The organism is Rhodococcus sp. A14, from assembly GCF_011603105.1.
GTDB classification, from domain to species: domain Bacteria; phylum Actinomycetota; class Actinomycetes; order Mycobacteriales; family Mycobacteriaceae; genus Rhodococcus_F; species Rhodococcus_F opacus.
The window spans coordinates 1-17515 of the sequence record NZ_JAAOQS010000018.1; the positions used below are offsets into that span (position 1 = coordinate 1).

17 protein-coding genes and 1 pseudogene are annotated in these 17515 nt (G+C 66.7%); 12 read left to right on the forward strand and 6 right to left on the reverse strand.

The window, feature by feature from the left end:
- The 8 genes and pseudogenes from G9373_RS12395 to G9373_RS12430 form a co-directional block, all read left to right on the forward strand.
- A pseudogene (locus G9373_RS12395) lies at nucleotides 1-243 on the forward strand (alanine dehydrogenase); the annotation flags it as partial.
- Between the two features lie 178 nt (nucleotides 244-421).
- A complete protein-coding gene (locus G9373_RS12400) occupies nucleotides 422-1897 on the forward strand; it encodes an amino acid permease (protein WP_167115314.1) in 1476 nt (491 codons plus the stop codon).
- Between the two features lie 53 nt (nucleotides 1898-1950).
- On the forward strand, nucleotides 1951-3054 hold the full coding sequence (gene alr, locus G9373_RS12405; RefSeq protein WP_346842822.1) for an alanine racemase: 1104 nt from the start codon (nucleotides 1951-1953) through the stop codon (nucleotides 3052-3054).
- 447 nt (nucleotides 3055-3501) lie between these two features.
- Nucleotides 3502-3984, forward strand: coding sequence for a DUF1931 family protein (locus G9373_RS12410; RefSeq protein WP_005575215.1), 483 nt, complete (start codon nucleotides 3502-3504; stop codon nucleotides 3982-3984).
- Nucleotides 3985-4171: 187 nt separating this feature from the next.
- The gene (locus tag G9373_RS12415) at nucleotides 4172-4594 is read left to right on the forward strand and encodes a hypothetical protein (RefSeq protein WP_043794287.1); all 423 of its coding nucleotides are present in this window, start codon (nucleotides 4172-4174) and stop codon (nucleotides 4592-4594) included.
- A gap of 271 nt (nucleotides 4595-4865) precedes the next feature.
- Entirely contained in the window at nucleotides 4866-6335 is a 1470-nt protein-coding gene (locus G9373_RS12420; RefSeq protein ID WP_133983912.1) for an amino acid permease, read from the forward strand.
- Nucleotides 6319-7758: an FAD-binding oxidoreductase gene (locus G9373_RS12425; protein ID WP_240960473.1), complete on the forward strand. Its 1440-nt coding sequence runs from the start codon at nucleotides 6319-6321 to the stop codon at nucleotides 7756-7758. The genes G9373_RS12420 and G9373_RS12425 overlap by 17 nt, the downstream gene beginning before the upstream one ends.
- Before the next feature lie 13 nt (nucleotides 7759-7771).
- Complete coding sequence (locus tag G9373_RS12430) at nucleotides 7772-8113, forward strand: HNH endonuclease signature motif containing protein (RefSeq protein ID WP_005575223.1); 342 nt, start codon at nucleotides 7772-7774, stop codon at nucleotides 8111-8113.
- Nucleotides 8114-8141: 28 nt separating this feature from the next.
- Here the strand turns inward: G9373_RS12430 and upp are convergent, their stop codons facing one another.
- From upp to G9373_RS12445, 3 genes are read right to left on the reverse strand one after another with little or no spacing between them, the layout of a single operon-like run.
- A complete protein-coding gene (upp, locus tag G9373_RS12435; RefSeq protein ID WP_005253200.1) occupies nucleotides 8142-8771 on the reverse strand; it encodes a uracil phosphoribosyltransferase in 630 nt (209 codons plus the stop codon).
- Between the two features lie 20 nt (nucleotides 8772-8791).
- Nucleotides 8792-10057, reverse strand: a complete 1266-nt coding sequence (locus G9373_RS12440) for a URC4/urg3 family protein (RefSeq protein ID WP_133983914.1) — start codon at nucleotides 10055-10057, stop codon at nucleotides 8792-8794.
- On the reverse strand, nucleotides 10054-11325 hold the full coding sequence (locus tag G9373_RS12445) for a GTP cyclohydrolase II (RefSeq protein ID WP_167115316.1): 1272 nt from the start codon (nucleotides 11323-11325) through the stop codon (nucleotides 10054-10056). The genes G9373_RS12440 and G9373_RS12445 overlap by 4 nt, the downstream gene beginning before the upstream one ends.
- Nucleotides 11326-11681: 356 nt before the next feature.
- Between G9373_RS12445 and G9373_RS12450 the strand changes: the two genes are divergently transcribed.
- Nucleotides 11682-13067, forward strand: a complete 1386-nt coding sequence (locus G9373_RS12450; protein ID WP_005253197.1) for a DUF2252 domain-containing protein — start codon at nucleotides 11682-11684, stop codon at nucleotides 13065-13067.
- Between the two features lie 233 nt (nucleotides 13068-13300).
- Here G9373_RS12450 and G9373_RS12455 read toward each other — a convergent pair whose 3' ends face one another.
- Together G9373_RS12455 and G9373_RS12460 are read right to left on the reverse strand one after the other, a co-directional pair.
- The gene (locus G9373_RS12455) at nucleotides 13301-13480 is read right to left on the reverse strand and encodes a hypothetical protein (protein WP_133983916.1); all 180 of its coding nucleotides are present in this window, start codon (nucleotides 13478-13480) and stop codon (nucleotides 13301-13303) included.
- 545 nt (nucleotides 13481-14025) lie between these two features.
- Nucleotides 14026-14331 carry a hypothetical protein gene (locus tag G9373_RS12460; protein WP_167115319.1) on the reverse strand — a complete coding sequence of 102 codons (306 nt, stop codon included), beginning with the start codon at nucleotides 14329-14331 and terminating at the stop codon, nucleotides 14026-14028.
- A 214-nt stretch (nucleotides 14332-14545) separates the two neighbouring features.
- Between G9373_RS12460 and G9373_RS12465 the strand changes: the two genes are divergently transcribed.
- The 3 genes from G9373_RS12465 (at nucleotide 14546) to G9373_RS12475 (ending at nucleotide 16950) form a co-directional block, all read left to right on the forward strand.
- Nucleotides 14546-15184, forward strand: coding sequence for a TetR family transcriptional regulator (locus G9373_RS12465; protein WP_005253195.1), 639 nt, complete (start codon nucleotides 14546-14548; stop codon nucleotides 15182-15184).
- A 56-nt stretch (nucleotides 15185-15240) separates the two neighbouring features.
- Nucleotides 15241-16341 carry an ionic transporter y4hA gene (locus tag G9373_RS12470; RefSeq protein ID WP_054245818.1) on the forward strand — a complete coding sequence of 367 codons (1101 nt, stop codon included), beginning with the start codon at nucleotides 15241-15243 and terminating at the stop codon, nucleotides 16339-16341.
- Between the two features lie 78 nt (nucleotides 16342-16419).
- Nucleotides 16420-16950 (forward strand): hypothetical protein, encoded by a 531-nt coding sequence (locus G9373_RS12475; protein WP_005253193.1) that lies wholly within the window; start codon nucleotides 16420-16422, stop codon nucleotides 16948-16950.
- A 36-nt stretch (nucleotides 16951-16986) separates the two neighbouring features.
- Here G9373_RS12475 and G9373_RS12480 read toward each other — a convergent pair whose 3' ends face one another.
- The gene (locus tag G9373_RS12480) at nucleotides 16987-17514 is read right to left on the reverse strand and encodes a PadR family transcriptional regulator (protein ID WP_005253192.1); all 528 of its coding nucleotides are present in this window, start codon (nucleotides 17512-17514) and stop codon (nucleotides 16987-16989) included.
- Nucleotide 17515 lies beyond the last annotated feature (1 nt).

Sequence of the window (17515 nt, forward strand, 5' to 3'; positions counted from 1 at the left end):
GTGTATAAGAGACAGGTCTTCTACTGCGTCGCCAACATGCCCGGCGCCGTCCCCCGCACCTCCACCTACGCCCTCACCAACGCCACCCTCCCCTACGTCGCCGCCCTCGCCGACAAGGGCTGGAAGGAGGCCACCGCGACCGTCCCCGGACTCGCCGAGGGACTGTCCACCCACGACGGACAACTGCTCTCCGAAGAGGTGGCCGCCGCCCACGGCTACACCGCTCACACGCCGGCCGCCTAGCCCTCCGCCGGGGTGTGCGGACGCACCGCACCCCTGTACGGCCACAACATCATCGGCCGCTCGCGACGACACCACCGGAATCGATCTGGGCGATGACCCGCGCCGCCTCGGGCCGCCCCCTCGATGTCGACGTCGATGCCGGGGTCCGGTCGCGGCCGCGATCACCGAAGGAGTGCACATGACAATTCCCGACCACCAGCACCTGACGAACACGAGTACGCACCCGAGTCAACTCGCGACTCCCGAGCCGGAGGGCTACGCCCGAGGGTTGAGTTCGCGGACGATTCAAATGATCGCGATCGGCGGGGCGATCGGCACCGGCCTGTTCTACGGATCGGGCGGCGCGATCGCACAGGCGGGTCCCGCGTTGATCCTGTCCTACCTCGCCGCGGGCCTGGCGATTTTCGTGGTCATGCGGGCACTGGGCGAGTTGCTGACCTACCGACCGGTCTCCGGCAGTTTCGCCGAGTACGCCCACGAGTTCCTCGGCCGGTTCGCCGGGTTCGCCACCGGCTGGACCTATTGGGCGGTGTGGGTGAGCACCTGCATGGCCGAGATCACCGTCGCCGGCAAGTACATCGAGTACTGGTTCGACATCCAGCCGTGGATCACCGCCCTGGTCGTGCTGACCGTGCTGTTCGGTGCGAACTTGATCTCGGTGCGGCTGTTCGGGGAGGCCGAGTTCTGGTTCTCCGCAATCAAGATCACCGCGATCGTCGGCATGATCCTGATCGGGATCGGGGTGCTGACCATCGGATTCGGTCACGCCGCCCACCCGTCCGTGACCAACCTGTGGGCCGACGGCGGGGTCTTCCCGCACGGTTTCGGCCAGTCCCTGATGACCCTGCAGATCGTGCTGTTCGCCTACGTCGGCGTCGAACTCGTCGGGGTGACCGCCGGGGAGGCGCGTGACCCCAAGAAGACGCTGCGCAAGGCAATCAACACCCTTCCGGTCCGCATCGGCCTGTTCTACATCGGTGCGCTGCTGGTGATCATGTCCGTCGCCAGTTGGCGCAACTTCCAGTCAGGGAAGAGCCCGTTCGTCGAAGTCTTCGAGCAGATCGGAATCCCGGCAGCGGCGGGCATCATCAATTTCGTGCTGCTCACTGCCGCACTGTCCTCGTGCAACTCGGGGATCTACTCCACCGGCCGGATGCTGCGCAGCCTGTCGCTGCGCGGGGAGGCACCCGCCAGGGTCGGCACCCTCAGCTCCCGCGCGGTGCCGTTCACCGGAATCAGCCTCTCCGCGGGTGTCATGGTCCTCGGCGTCGTCGTCAACGCCGTCCCCCCCGACAAGGCCTTCACCTACATCACCTCGGTGTCCACCGTCGGCATCATCTTCGTCTGGGCCGTCATCCTGGTCTGCCACATGATCTACCGGTCCCGCGTCACCGACGGCACCCTGCCGGCCAGCGACTACCGCCTACCCGGCGCACCGGTCACCACCCCCCTCGCCCTCGGGTTCCTCGGCCTGGTCGTGGTCCTGCTGTTCTTCACCGACAGCGGACGCACCGCGCTGGCGGTCGGCGCCGTCTGGGCGGGGTTGGTCTGCGTCGGCTACGCCGCCCTGACTCGACTGGCACCAGCAGGACGCGGCGGCTCCAGCAGCCAGCATGCCGCCGAACAGGGCACCCGATCCGGGGGCACGCAATGATCCCGGCCCGGCAGGCGGTATCCGGCGTGCCCGCCCCGTAGTCGGAAGCCGTCATCGACCTCGACGCGATCGCCCACAACATCCGGATCCTGCGCGAACACGCCGGTAACGCCGGTCTGATGGCCGTCGTCAAGGCCGACGGATACAACCACGGCGGCGCAGCCGTCGCCGCGGCGGCGCTGGCCGCCGGAGCCCGCGAGATCGGTGTCACCACCATTGCGGAGGCGCTGCAGCTGCGCCGGGCCGGCATTGCGGCGCCAATCCTGTGCTGGCTGAACACCCCCGAGGTCGACTACCGAAGCGCCGTCGAGGCGAACATCGAGATCGGGGTCCCCTCCACCACGCATCTGCTCGCCATCGCCGCGGCCGCCTCCGCGATAGGGAAACCCGCGACGATCGCGATCAAGGTAGACACCGGACTCAACCGCAACGGCGCCTCACCCGAGGAATACCCCTTGCTGCTCGACGAACTCATCCGGCTCACCCGCGAGGGCACGGTCCGGCTGCGCACGATCTTCTCCCATCTCGCCCACGCCGATGAGCCGGGCAACCCGGTCCTCGACAGCCAACGCCAGCGATTCCTCGACGCGATTGCGACGGCGCAGGCGCGCGGACTCGAACCGGAAGTCGTGCACCTGGCGAACTCGGCGGCCACCCTCACCCGACCAGACCTGCATTTCGATCTGGTCCGACCGGGAATCGCCGTCTACGGGCTGACACCGATCCCCGAACTGGGGACCTTCGGGCTGATCCCGGCGATGACGGTCCGGACGCGGGTCGCGTTGGTCAAGGAGGTCGCGGCCGGCGAGGGAGTGTCCTACGGGCACGGCTGGATCGCCCCGCGCGACACCGTCGTTGCCCTGCTGCCCGCCGGCTACGCCGACGGAATCCCGCGCGCTCTCGGCGGGAAGTTCGACGTGCTGCTCGGTGGCGTCCGACGGCCGGGAATCGGCCGGGTGTGCATGGACCAGGTGGTCGTGGACCTCGGCCCGGACGGCGGCGGCGTCCGGGAAGGCGACCACGCCGTGTTCTTCGGCAACGGCCGACGCGGCGAACCCGTCGCACAGGACTGGGCCGACCCACTCGGCACCATTCACTACGAGGTGGTCACCGGACTGCGAGGGCGGATCATGAAGCGATACATCGGCGGTGGCTGAGGCCGGCCACCAGTTGCTGGTTCGGCAGTGTGATCAGGCGTCCAGGTTCACGAGGGCGCTGGACTACCTCTCGGAAGGCCTCGGGGGTGAGGGCGCCGATCGGTGAGCCTGGCTTCCGTGCTGGCGCGGACGCGTTCGATGACGGTCAGCTCGGGCAGGACCACCGGATGCCGAAGTTCCTGGGTTCCTCGACGGCGACGAGAAAGTGCAGGTAGGGGCGGACGTGGTCGGATCCGGTGCCGATGGTGGTGTTCACAGGTTGCCTTTCCGGGTGGCTTGGCGTGGTCGGAGGGGACGCAGGACGTCATGCCGGACAATGAGATTCAAGTATTCTCCGCGGCCCCAAGGCCGCCTGGAGATCCTCCGTCCCGCCCGTCGTTTCCGACCGAGCGCCCTGTGCGCGCGGTTCGTCGGAATTGTGACCGCATCCCGGGGGATGATCACCTCATGGAACGTGCGGAGGCCGGAAGCCACGGGACGCTGATGACGTTCGACCAGTTCGCGGATATCTTCCGGGACGTCGCCAGCCTCGGCGTCGTCAGAGACGATTTTCACCGGTTCGACGACGTCGTCACCGCGAAACTCTACGACCTGATCCTCGTCGCACAGGAGAGCGCGGCAGCCCAGCACCGGCACGTCGTCGAACCCACCGACCTGCCGATCACCCGAGGGTTACAGGAGAACATCGGATTGTTCCGCGAGCTCGGCCCCGGCCTCCGGGTAGACCCGATCGTCAAGCGACTGTCCGACTACCCGCCCCTCGACGGCATCCTCGCAACCGAAACTCGATCGGGGCTCCCCGACATCACCGGCGGACTCAGCGTCGCCCTCGCGCGCACCTTCCGCACCGTCTACCCCGAGTTGAGAACCGTGCGGGCGCGAACCACGCACTGGTCGGTGATCAGTACCCTCGTCGACCTCTATCTCTGACCTCCCAACCACGGCAGGCCACTGTCTCTTCATGCATTCGGAACACACCCCGGGGTGCAGAAATCCACCCCTGGAGGGATGGCCGCCCACCCCTTCAGGGGGCGTTGCCGGCCCCCAGTTCCGGCGAAGACTGGTGTTCGCCCACAAGGGACGCGGAAATTCACACACCACACTCAGGAGCAACGCAATGAACTCGACGAAGACACGCATCGCCGCAGTAGCCGCAACGGGCGCCGCCCTCGGACTGGGAATGTTCATGGCCCAGAGCGCGACTGCCGTCGCCGCACCCGCGCAGTCGACGTTCCCGCAAGTCGTCTCCCCCGAGTCCGGACTCTCTCCCTACAAGGTCGACGTCAGGGACCGTATCGGCTGCGCAAACGCATGGCCCATGGTCGCCTGCGACGCCCCCGACGAGGACGTGCCCCCGCAGGTGACCCTCGTCGAACCCGGCACCACCCTGGTCGAGCCCGGCGGCACATCCCTCTACGGACCCGCCGCCGCTTCCGTGAACTCCCAGCAGGCCGCCACCATCCACCAGGTCAACTACCCTCTCGAGCCCGACGACGGAGTGATCTCCCACTCGCTCGATCCGGACATGCCCTGGATGTGACATACGTTCGTGGCTGATTCACTCAGGATCTCCAGCAGAGTCTCACGGCCGCCGGTGCCATTGGCCCCGGCGGCCGAGACGTGTGCGATGACGTGTGCCTTCCGCATCTCGGAGTATTTAGAGAGACGAACCATCGATGACATCCGAATCCATGAGGTGGAGGATGAAACAGACCGGTCTCGCTCTGATCGTGGAACGGGTCTCGTTGTGACGGGTCGTTTCAAGCGAATCGACTTCTCCGCAGTTCCCGAGTGAACGTGAGGCGGCCGAGATGACGGCAGAAAACGTGATGGGCGCACAGAGCGCCGATCAAGAATGTGAAGACTGCGGCTACAAACCGGAACTGAAGCGAACTCTGGGCTCCTTTCAGGTGTTCGCTGTCTCGTTCGCGTTCATCTCGGTGGCGGTCGGGATCTTCGGCACCTACGACGACGTGCTTCGAGACGCGGGGCCGGTGGGGATCTGGCTCTGGGTCATCGTGGCGTTGGGGCAGACCCTCGTTGCGCTGGTGATCGCCCAGTTCGCTGCCCGAATCCCACTCAGCGGCTCCTCCTACCAATGGGCCTCACGGCTGGCCAACCCGAAAGTCGGCTGGTTGTTCGGTTGGCTGACCTTCTGTTACCTGGCGCTCGGCGTGGTGACGGTCGACAATGCGATGGCAAGCAGCGCCCTCATGCCACTGTTCGGCATGCAGCCCGACGAGGGCACGGCGCGCATGATCACGCTCGTCGTGGTCCTTGTTCAGGCGGTGCTCGTCGTGTTCTCCACGCGCCTCGTCGGCTTGATCACGTCGGGCGCGGTGGGGCTCGAACTGGTGATCGTGGTGGTGCTGGCGATCGGGCTCTTCGTCGCTGTCGCAATCTCGGGCGAGGGCTCGGTCGGCAACCTCACCTCGCGCGGTATCACCGAGGGCGCCCCCAACTATTTCGCTGTCGGCGGCGGGTTGATGGCTGCGATGATCATGGGGCTCGCCACACTCGTCGGCTTCGACTCCGCGGCGAATATGGCTGAGGAGGCCAAGGATCCGTTTCGCAGCGTCCCGCGCGCGATCGTGGGATCGGTCGTGGCGGCGGCGGTGCTGGGACTGGTGTTCCTGATCGCGCTCACGATCGCGATCAAAGATATCCCCCGGGTGAGCGACAGCGACACGCCGGTGGCGGCGATCCTGCGCGATCAGCTGGGTCCGGTGATGGAGAGGTCGCTGCTGGTCGCGATCGCGTTCGCATTCTTCGGCGCCGGGATGGTGACCCTGGCCACCTGCTCGCGGATGGTGTTCGCGATGTCGCGCGACGCACGTTTCCCTGCTCACCGGCTGATGCGCCGAGTCAATCCGCGCACGCAGACACCCATTCCGGCGACCATCCTGATCGTCGTCGTGGGGGTCGTCCTCATGGCCGTGCTGCCGGGTGGCGCCCTGCTGGAGTTGCTCACGGTAGGGACGGTCATCTCGGCAGTTCTCTACGGCGCGATAATCGTCCTCTATCTGGCGGTGCGGAGACGACTGGATCGGAAGGCGGGTGCGTTCGATCTCGGGCGCTTCGAGTTGCCGGTCGCGATCAGCGCGCTGGTGTGGTCGGCTGTCGTGTTGTTCGTGATCGTCTCGCCCTCGACTGCTGTGACCTCGATCCTCATTGCGGTCGGCTTGCTCGTCGCAGGCGGGTTGTACTTCGGCTACCTGTTGATATTCAAACGCGAGGTACTGGACACCGAGCCAGGAGACGCCGATGTCTTCTCACACTGACCGAGAGGTCAAGCCCCTGACTGCCGCGACCACCATGCTCACCGGTGACGTGGTGCGTGCGGGCGACTCCGGTTACGAGGCGGCGCGGGTCGGCTGGAACCGCCTGTATTCCCGCTACCCCGAAGCCATCGTGTTCTGCTGCGACACACAGGACGTGGTCCACGCGGTCCGCTGGGCACGCACGGAGGGCATCGCCCTGCGTGCCCGCAGCGGTCGCCACAGCCTCGAGGGCTGGTCGTCGATCGACGGCGGGCTGGTCGTGGACGTCAGTCGGATGAAGAGCATCGTGATCGACGAAACGGCGCGCACTGCGACGGTCGGGACGGGGCTGACGCAGAAGGAGACGGTCGCGGCGCTCGGGCAACGCGGCTTCGTCGTTCCGACCGGCTCGGAGGGCGGCGTCGGTCTCGGTGGGGTGATTCTCGGGGGTGGCTTCGGCCTACTGACCCGAAGCATGGGTTTGGCCTGCGACAACCTACTCGCAGCGGAGGTCGTGGTAGCCGACGGCTCACGCTCGGCGAAGGTCGTGGAGGCGACCGAGCACAGTAACTCCGACCTGCTGTGGGCGTGCCGTGGTGGAGGCGGCGGCAACTTCGGCATTGCGACGTCCTACACGTTGAGGCTGCACGAGCTCTCGAACGTCACATTCCTGGTCGCGAGGTGGACCGGTCACGGCGAGCTGGGCGCCCTACTTCGCGCGTGGCAGCGCGACGCGCCGGTCGCCGACGAGCGGCTGACCAGCGCGCTCGAGGTGGATTCGACCGCGGTCGAGCTGTCTGCGCTGCTGTACGGCGGTTCATGGCGAGAACTCGAGGACCAACTGCGCCCGCTGCTGACGATCGGCGACCCCGACGTGACTGTGACGGAGGACGCCTGGCCGACCGTGTACGGCGACGTCGACAGGGGCCCGGATGACGTCGCCCTCTGGAAGTTCTACTCGCATTTCGTCACCCAGCCGTTCCCCGACGAGGCGATCGATCTGATCGTCCACTACATGGGCAACACGCCCAGCCCGCCGAGCAACTTCTTCTGCACGAGCTTCGGCGGGGCCGTCCGGCATGCGCCGCCCGGCGGAACCGCGTTCCCTCACCGCGACGCACTGTTCTACTGCGAGCCGGGTGCCGCCTGGAACGACCCCGCCCTGAACTCGACGGCACTGGGCTGGGCGGCCGACTTCTGGCGCGCGTTGCGCCCCTACGGTGACGGCGCCTACGTCAACGTGCCCAACGCCGCCGCGGCGGACTGGGAACGTGAGTACTACGGCGCCCACCGCGAGCGGCTGCGCGAGGTGAAGGCCAACTACGACCCGGAGAACGTGTTCAACTTCGAGCAGAGCGTCCCCCTGTCACCGGCTGACCCGTCCCGCGTCCTACGCTGGGGCGATGGCGGTCAACCGGAGTCGCAGGGCCAGGGGCGCCCGTAAGCGCAAGCGTCGGATGGAGAGTGTCGAGCACGATCTCACCGCCGAGCAGTGGAGTGCACTCACCGAGGCGTGGGGCGGCTGCGCGTACTGCGGCGCGACCGACAAGCCGCTGCAACGCGACTGCGTGCAGGCACTGTCCCGCGGCGGGCGTTACACCCTCGACAACATCGCCCCGGCCTGCGGCTCGTGCAACGCCAGTAAATGCAACGACGAAGTCACCGGCTGGCTGCGGCGCAAGCGGCTTGACGAGCGCGCCTTCCTGTTGCGTCACATCGAAATCAAGACAGCACTCGCGCTGCGGTTCCCCACGCAACCGGGCACCGAACTCGAGGCGCCGGAAATCACCGGCCCGTAATCGCAGACCCGTGTGACGACCGCGTCTACTACTTGGTGCCGAAGAGTCGGTCGCCGGCGTCCCCGATGCCGGGCAGAATGTACCCGTGCTCGTCGAGTTGGCGGTCGACGGCGGCGGTGTAGATCGGGACGTCGGGGTGCGCCTTGTGCAGGGCGGCAACGCCTTCGGGGCAGGTCAGCAGGCAGACGAACTTGATGGATTTGGGACCGCATTCCTTCAGCCGCTCCACCGCCGCGACGGCGGAGTTGCCGGTGGCCAGCATCGGGTCGATCACCACCACGTCGCGCTCCAGCAGATCGCCGGGCATCTTGAAGTAGTACTCCACGGCTCCGAGGGTTTTGGGATCGCGGTAGAGACCGATATGGCCGACGCGCGCACCCGGCACAATTGTCAGCATGCCGTCGAGGATGCCGGTACCCGCGCGCAGGATGGAGACGAAGACCAGTTTCTTGCCGTCGATGACCTTGCCTGTCGTGAATTCCAGCGGTGTCTCGACGTCAATCTCCTGCATCGGGATGTCGCGGAGGACCTCGTACGTCATCAACGCGGAGATCTCGTTTGCCAATCGTCGAAAGCTGTTGGTGGAAGCATCCTTACGGCGCATCATCGTGAGCTTGTGCTGCACCAGCGGGTGGTCGATCACGTGTACCGTGCCCATGTATTCGTCCTCGTTTCGTTCTAGAAGACCGTGCCGTCGCTCACGACGTTCAGCGGCGGCAGCCCACCACGCGAGCGCTGTGCCAGCGCACGGCCCGCCGCCCAGGTGCCGCCCTCCAGGACGCAGGCCAACGGCATCGCTCGGGAATCCACGCCCAGACGTGCGCGCACCAGCGGGGCCAGCTCGTCCAGGAGCGCTACCGTCAACGCGCGCCACTCGACCACCAATTCGTCTCCCGCCGTCCAACTTTGCGCAGCCCACGCCGGATCGTGCAGGCGGAGCACGCCGGTGTCGAGAAGCAGACCGCCGTTCCGGTACTCGGGCAGGCCGGTCAGCTCGTCCAACCCGACCACCTCGACACCGGCCCACTGGAAGGGCTCGAGCAACGAATAGCTCAGCCACTGCGACAGTTTGTGAAACGGCATCCAGCCCTGGGTCAGGCCCGGACCGGCCACCGCGGCGTGGCGCCAGCAGTCGCCCAACGGCTCCGCGCCGATGGCGTTGCCCGCCGGCCAGATGCCCGACAGCGACGTCAGGAGCTGCGACAGGATGTCGTGGGCGGCGACCGTCGCCGGGGCCGCACCCTGCTGGGCGACCAGAAGGTCGAAGAGGCCACCCGGCCGACCCTGCGGACCGAACACCTCGGGCTGTGCGGAGAGCGCCTCGCCCAGCCGTCGCAGCAGCAGCACGCGACCGTCGAGGCCTACCAGCGGATTGGACGGGCCGGCCTGGAACACCTCGGCCAACCGGTCCGTGTCCAGACCACGCAGTCCTGCCGCATCGACCTGCAGCGGGTGCGCCGCGTCGCTCGAGAACAGGCCGCCCAGGAACGCGTGCCAGCTCGCGACGCCCAGCCCCTCGGAACGGGCGAAGCGCTGCCCGCCGGCAACCTCGTGGTAGTGCCAGTCGGGTCCGGCTCCTGCATCGAGCAGCACGCTGACCACGGCCAGGTCGATCATGGCGCGGGCGCGGCCCGGTGCATCCAGCGCGGTCAGCCGTGCATCCAGCTCGGCTTTACGGTCGACGCCGCCGGCTTCGAAATGGCGCCAGCGGCTGTGGTACGGGATCTTCAGGTCTGGATAGCGGGCACGCGTGACGTCGGCGACCTCGGCAGCGGCCGTCTGCAACGCGTAGTCGTCGACGTCGAACCAGAGTGAATCGCCCTCGCGGGCACGGGACAGCAGCTGTCGCGCGCGCTCCCGCACGGCCGACGTGGTACGCAGAGCCGCGACCGCGCCCTCGGCCCGCCCGGTGTCCAGGGCAGGACCGACGCCGATCACGCTCATCCGTCCAGCTCCCGGCCCTTGACCTTCGCCAATTCGTCAGCGTCCGGCACCGCGCCCGGGGTGAAGTAACCGGCGGCCATCTTGGCGTCGATCTCCACTCGCGCGTCGGCCGGGATCAGACCCGCGGGGAGGTCCACCCGCTCCACGACCTCGATACCCGAGCCGGTGATGGCGTCGTACTTCATGTTGCTCATCGACACCAGGCGGTGGATCTTTCTGACGCCCAGCCAGTGCAGCACATCGGGCATCATTTCCTGGAAGCGCATGTCCTGCACGCCGGCCACGCATTCGGTGCGGGCGAAGTACTGATCGGCCGTGTCGCCGCCCACTTGGCGCTTGCGCGCGTTGTAGACCAGGAACTTTGTCACCTCGCCAAGCGCACGGCCCTCCTTGCGGGAGTACGCCACCAAGCCCACGCCACCGCGCTGCGCACCCTGGATGCACTCCTCGATCGCGTGCGTGAGGTACGGGCGGCAGGTACAGATGTCGGAGCCGAAGACGTCCGAGCCGTTGCACTCGTCGTGTACGCGTGCGGTGAGTTCCACGCCAGGATCGGCAAGATCACGAGCGTCGCCGAAGATGTACACGGTCTGACCCCCGATCGGGGGCAGGAACACCTCGAGGTCCGAGCGCGTCACGAGTTCGGGATACATGCCGCCGGTCTCCTCGAACAGCACGCGGCGCAGATCCGTCTCGCTGCAGTGAAAGCGCTCCGCCACACCCGGCAGGTGCCAGACGGGCTCGATGGCCGCCTTGGTGACCAGCGCAGCACCGCTGGGCAGCAGGAAGCGGCCGTCCGGGTGCAGGCGACCCTTCTGGATGGCCTTCATGACCTCCGGCAGGATCACGTGCGCCTTGGTGACTGCGATGCTGGGGCGGATGTCGTGACCGGCCGCCAACTCGGCGGCGAAGACCTCGGCCACCGTGGCACCCCACGGGTCCAGGCTCACGATCTTGCCGGGCTCGCTCCACTGCGGGTACGGGCCGATGATGTTCGTGGGCGCGGTGTTGGTGAGGTCGGCCTTGTGATGGCGCGACAGCGCGCCCGACGCCACCGCCAGTGCCCGGTAGATGCTGTACGAGCCGCTGTGCGTTCCGATCACGTTGCGGTGGGCGCGGTTGGTGGTGGTGCCGACCACCGGTCCGCGCTCGGACGCCGTGGGTGCTCCCCAGTGGATCGGCAGGGCCCCGACACCGCCGCTGTGTGAGGTCAATCGGATGTGGCCGCCGGCAGAGTCGGGCGTGGCGGCGACGGATTCAGCGGACATGGCGTTCCTCCGTTAAGGAAGGCCCGGCGGCACGGCATGCCGCCGGAACGTGTCTCCGGCGCCGGATGCTGCCGACCACCGGAAACCGAAGCATAACCACTCTGTCGCCACAATGTCGTGTGGTGAAGACGGGGACCTGTCCAGGCGATACGGCAGCATGAGCGAACCGAATCGCGAGGCCCATCCTTCGCAGGTCACCGGCGTCATTCGCGCGTTCTGAACTGCCAGGGCCCGACCTCAGGCGGACCGGCCCGCCGTCGTCGCCCAGTACCACCAGCTAGCCGATCCCATCGCGCGCGCGACGGGATGGCGCCGACGAGCGGAAAGCCTCGAGGACCTGGGATAGTGTCGCCGAGGTGACGAAGAATCGAGCGCGAACCGTCGACCTGCGAACCCAGATCGAGGCGGACGACGTCTTCGCGCGTGGCGACGCGTTGCAGGCCACCGTGCCGTCGAGTGCGCACGGGAGCGCCGCGGTCGGCGCTGGACGGCCGGATGTGCTCGATTTCGTCGAGGCCAGTAACCAGGGGAGGCTGGCGAATCTGATTCCGCTGCGAATCGGTCGAATGATCGCCTCCCCGTTCGCGTTCTTCCGCGGCGCAGCCGGCCTGATGGCGGCCGACCTCGCCACCTCTCCGGTCACCGGATTGACAGCGCAGTTGTGCGGTGACGCCCATGCGGCCAACTTCGGCCTGTACGGGACACCGGACGGTCAGATCGTTATGGACATCAACGATTTCGACGAGACCCTCCCCGGCCCGTGGGAGTGGGATCTCAAACGCCTCGCCGCGAGTCTGGTCCTCGCCGGACGTGAAGGCGGTGTGTCCGAGAACGGTTGCATCGAGGCCGCCGAAGATGCCGTCAAATCGTATCGGCGCACCATCCGCGATCTCGCCGAACTGCCATTCCTTCAGTCCTGGAATGCGCTGCCGGACAAGTCGGTGCTCGAGCGGGCCAAGGCCGACGCCCTGCTCGACGACTTCGACAAGGCCGCGCAGAAAGCGCGACGCAATACCAGCGAGAAGGTGGCGGCGAAGTGGACCGCCCACCTCGAAGATCACGAGACCGGGATCCGCCGGCGACGGTTCATCGACGACCCGCCGGTCCTCACCCACGTCGACCGCGCAACCGCCGATGCCGTGACCGATGGTCTGGAACTCTATGTCGAGTCACTGCGCGAGTCCCGCAGGAACCTGATCGCCCGATTCGCCGTGTCCGACGTCGCGTTCCGGATCGTCGGAACCGGCAGCGTCGGTCTGCGCAGCTATATCGCCCTGCTGCACGGTAATCGGGACGAGGTGCTCGTACTTCAACTGAAACAGGCCCGGCCGTCCGCACTGTCGGCGTTCCTACCGGTCGACGAGCCGAAACACGAGGGCAAGCGGATAGTGCACGGCGCTCGGCTGGTGCAAGCGGAATCGGACATCCTGCTGGGCTGGACGACGATCGACGGCCTCCCCTACATCGTGCGGCAGTTCCGAAATCTCAAAGGGGACATCGATCCCACCGGTCTCGAGCAAGACCATCTCGACGACTACGGCCGGCTCGCCGGCGCCCTGCTCGCGCGTGCACACACCCGCTCGCTCGATCCGCGGGTGCTCGCCGGTTACTTCGCCAGCGACACGGAACTGGACGAGGTGATCGGGCGATATGCCGTCAGCTACGCCGATCAGACCGAAGCCGACCACGCAACACTGGTCGCCGCGGTGAAATCGGGGCGAATCGCTGCCGAGCCGGCCTGATTCGGCACGCAAGCACCACGAGCAGCTGGTGGCGAAACCGAGAGAGGCCGCCACTCCCCAAGATACGAGGCGCAGGTGCACCTCGTATCCACCCGAGCCGAAACGCCTCGGATTCGTGAGTGTGAGTGGCGACCTCTTTCGTCGCAACGAGAACGTACCTCGCACCTCTGACATGAATTCCAATGGTGGCCGGCCGCGGCGAGAAAGGAGGGACAAGCAGTTGGTCAACTCCCCTACGGCACGTTGAAGATGCCTCTTGCTCCCACGTACTCGACCAGGTTCCCCATGGCGGAGGCGGTAACAACCCCGGTACCGGTGTGGGCAAACCCAGGCTTGTCCTTGGTCACGGAAGCAACACCCGATGTTCCGTTGGACAGGTTGGTCCAGGCAACCCACAGCACGACGGATTCCATGAGTGCTGGGTCGTGAAACGTCACGACCCCCGGCGCATCAGCCGTAACCGCAAACGGGACGTCGATACAGGCGGGGAAGCAATAGCCGAAAGTCCCTGAAGCCCACACGCGGGGTATCTGAAACGGCGTCGACACCGGCGCCGCTGTGGCCGCACCAGGACACCAGACCAGTGGAGTTGCGGCGAGACCCACAGCGAGAACGGCCCTACGCAGAGACCATCGGCGACGGTTCATTCACACGAGCCTCTCGTCCGTGAAACTACAACTCGGCATCCTCTCCGACGCAAGTACTTGCCTCATCGTAGCGATCGTTCCTGGTCAGCACGCGGAAATACCGGCAAACGCGTTGGTCCGACGCGCCTGGGTTGAGACTGCCGCGTACCTGCTCGCGCAGATGCGCCGGGACGTGCCACGCCCCACTGATTGCAGTGGGACCGGACCGCAATCGGCACTGCGTTCAGGGCGGCGGCCTTGCGACGCACGCTCGATCGCCCCAGATATTCGACCCAGGAAGTGCACCGCATAATCTCCACCTGGTCGGCTCACTACTGATGCGAGTGCGAGCCCTTCGCACGTGCCGCAAGCAGGCTCTCACAGGACTCTGCGGCGGCAGAGCGCCGTCGCCGCCAGATCGTCCACCGGACGGACAGGGCAAGCACACGCGGCACGACGAAATACACCGCCGTGGGAACGACGACACCGGTGAGCGACAAAGCCCGCAACCAGGTCGGCCAGGTGGCCGTGATCGGACCCGACAAGGTCATGACGGTCATGCCCACCGTGACGAGCGGGAAGATCGACACCCAGGTGACGACCACCCGCAAGTGGACGGACGCGGCCCCCACCGGCATGAGATCCCGAGGGCGCCCGTCGGCCCGTTCCGTTCGTGGAGGCCGGCGCTTCGTGGTCGTCGGAGCGAGATATTCGACCACTGTCGATGCGAGAGCAAGAGATTCCATCCTGAGTAGCCCTTCTCGTAACTCCAACTATTCAGTTGCCGTTCGACCGTAGGGGCTGGACATGCGGATTGCAACCAGACAGTTGGAGTTGTCGTAGGATGCAGCCGTGGCGTGGGATACCGAACGAACCAAGCGACTTCTCATCGAGGCCGGAGTTGCAGAATTCAGTTCGTTCGGTCTGGCCGGTGCTCGTGTCGATCGGATCGCCGAGAAAGCAGGCGTGAACAAAGAGCGCATCTACCAGTACTTCGGCAAGAAGGAAGCGTTCTTCAGCGCGGTCCTCGAACATGAACTCGCAACCACGCTGGCCGCTGTCGAACTGTCCGGTCACGGGGTCGCCGCCATCGCCGACTACGCCGGTCGCCGATTCGACTACCAACGCGAGCACCCCACCTTCACCCGTCTGCTGTTCTGGGAGGGACTCGAACTCGAGGCACCCGTCGCGGAAGCATCGCGACAGAAGCACGCTCAGGCGATCGTCGCCAGCGCACGGGAAGCTGTCCCCGAACTTTCCGAGAGCGACGCCCAGGAACTGCTCATCACCGTGATCACGCTCGTCGACGGCTGGGTAGCTCTCCAGACCGCAGACCGGCTGTTTTCGACACCTCTTCCGCGTGGTCGCGACCGGGACGCGCGCCGACGCGATTTCATCGTGATGACGGTTGAGGCCGCCACGCGGGCCGCACTCACCCGAACCCCCGTCGGCCCGGACCCAACTCGCCGCCGGCTCGCCGCGGATGGGTGATGCGCGGGTTCCGCATTGCGGTCCACCCGAGCGGATGGAGCTGGCAAGGTCTAATCATGGCGTTCGGGTGGCGGTCGGTCACTGCGGAGTGGCCGCTGGTGATACCACCGGTCTCCGTCGCGGTACTGGGACTGACGTGGGGCCGAGACATCGGCACCGTTCTGGTGCTCGTCGTGGCGGTGGTGCTGGTCGGTGCGGTGCTGGCTGCCGTTCATCACGCCGAGGTGGTTGCGCACAGAGTCGGCGAGCCGTTCGGATCGCTGATCCTCGCTGTCGCGGTCACCGTCATCGAGGTCGGATTGATCGTGACGTTGATGATCTCGGGTGGCCCGGCGACGGCCTCGCTTGCCCGCGACACGGTATTTGCTGCGGTGATGCTCACCGTCAACGGCATCATGGGGTTGTCGCTGTTCGTCGGCTCACGAAGGTACGGGGTCGCGCTGTTCAATGCGGAAGGTACCGGCGCGGCACTGGCGACCGTGGCGTCACTGGCTACCTTGAGCCTGGTGCTGCCGACCTTCACGACGAGCCGGCCGGGCCCCGAATTCTCCTCGGCTCAATTGATATTCGCGGCAGTGGCGTCGCTGGTTCTGTACGGGATGTTCGTCATCACCCAGACCGGACCGCATCGGCACTTCTTCCTGCCCGTCATCGCCGACGAACCTGTGAGCGTCGACGACCGGAACGCCGCACCCCCGACGGGCAGGATGGCGGGCATGAGCCTCGCCCTGCTGGTGCTGGCTCTGTGCGCAGTCGTGGGATTGGCGAAGGTCGAGTCCCCAGCGATCGAGGACGCGGTCGCAGATGCCGGATTGCCGCAATCCATCGTCGGCGTCGTCATCGCACTGCTCGTACTCCTGCCGGAAACCCTCGCCGCGGTGCGGGCGGCGCAGAGAAACCGGATCCAGATCAGCTTGAATCTCGCCTTGGGATCGGCGATGGCCAGCATCGGGTTGACCATCCCCGCCATTGCCGTCGCCTCGATCTGGCTGGACGGCCCACTCCTGCTCGGTCTCGGTCCCACCCAGGTCGTGTTGCTCGCCATCACCGTGGTGGTGGGCATGCTGACGGTGGTCCCCGGCCGTGCCACCCGACTCCAAGGTGGCGTCCACCTGGTGCTGCTGGCTGCCTACGTGTTCCTTTCCGTCAACCCTTGACCATCGTCCGGCGCGTCACCGCTCGCGGAGTCATCACCAGCGAGCCTTCCCGATATGCGGTCGGGTAAGTTTCCGCGCATGAGAACCGCATCGTGGGTCAGCGCGGCGGCTGCGGTGCTGTTCGGTGCCACCACTGCCGCAGCGTGGCGGAAGGCAACCCTCGCCGATCAGGCCAGGCGCGAGGCCGAGGCTGCGCTGGACGCGGCGCTCGAGCAGGTCACCGTGTTGACCCGGATCGCCGAAGCCGCGCAGCGAGCATTCCCACAGCCGCAGGACGTCCAGTTCGAAGTCCAGCGGATCCGTGGACCCGTCGACCGGTTCCGGCTCCGCAACGTCGGAACCGGCACCGCCACCGACGTGCGGTTCATCGTCGATCCCGCCGAGGAGCAGAACCGCCGGATTCCCACGCCGCAATGGCTGCAGGAAGAACCCGTGACGTTGCTGCCGAAGGAAGGGGCCGACTTCGCCGCGAGCGCGCTGTCTCCCGTGGGCGGCTCGTGGCGAATAGTCTTTCCGGCCTTCGTCACCGTGATCTGCGACGAAGCCGGCCCTCCACGACGGGTGGACCTGCCGACCGCTGTCGTTGCCGAAGACGGCGTGATCGGCTGACTCTCCGAAACCCGCACCCGGCGAACAGCGGGGCCGTCAGCGACTTCCCTGTCCCAGACGGTTCCCGACGCGATCGAACCACTCGAGTACCGCACGTTCGTACACGATCCCGAAGTCCAGTGTGGCCAGCGCAAATCGGTTGGATCCGTGCACCGCGGCGTCACGCTCGTATTCGGCGAGCTGACTCTCGTGCGCTGCACGGTGCGAGTGCAGCATCGCGGCCAACCTCTCGGGCGGAAGGTGCGCGCCGAACGCGACGGTGAGCAGCATCGGATAACGGATGTTCTCCGGGCCGGGGTCGCGCTCGATCCACTCCGCGAACGCCCGGCGACCGTCCTCGGTGAGGGTGTACGGCTTGCGCTCGCGGGCGCCTCGCTCCCCCGCCTCGATCAACCCGGCACGCTCCATCGCGGCCAGCTCCCGGTACACCTGGCTGGTCGTGATCGACCAGAACTTGCCGATGCGTTCCTGTGCGGTCACCACCAGGTCCCATCCGGTCTTGGATCCCTCGTGCAGGAATCCGAGGAGCGATGCCGCAGTGGCGTTGAGGGGGCGTTCGGCCATG